Origin of the sequence: Duganella aquatilis (assembly GCF_009674565.1) — a bacterium.
GTDB lineage: Bacteria > Pseudomonadota > Gammaproteobacteria > Burkholderiales > Burkholderiaceae_D > Rugamonas > Rugamonas aquatilis.
The window spans coordinates 1-257 of sequence record NZ_WKJL01000081.1 but is presented as its reverse complement, the minus strand read 5'-3'; the positions used below and the strand labels follow the sequence as shown (position 1 = coordinate 257).

1 rRNA gene is annotated in these 257 nt (G+C 51.0%); it reads right to left on the bottom strand.

Annotated elements, in window-relative coordinates:
• Nucleotides 1-257, bottom strand: a 23S ribosomal RNA gene (locus GJ698_RS30345); the annotation flags it as partial.

The following is a 257-nucleotide window of genomic DNA, read 5'->3' as shown; positions in this document are numbered from 1 at the left end:
TCGGGTCTACACCCAGCGACTATCGCCCTGTTCGGACTCGATTTCTCTACGGCTTCCCTATTCGGTTAACCTTGCCACTGAATGTAAGTCGCTGACCCATTATACAAAAGGTACGCAGTCACCCCACGAAGAGGCTCCTACTGTTTGTATGCACACGGTTTCAGGATCTATTTCACTCCCCTCCCGGGGTTCTTTTCGCCTTTCCCTCACGGTACTGGTTCACTATCGGTCGATTACGAGTATTTAGCCTTGGAGGA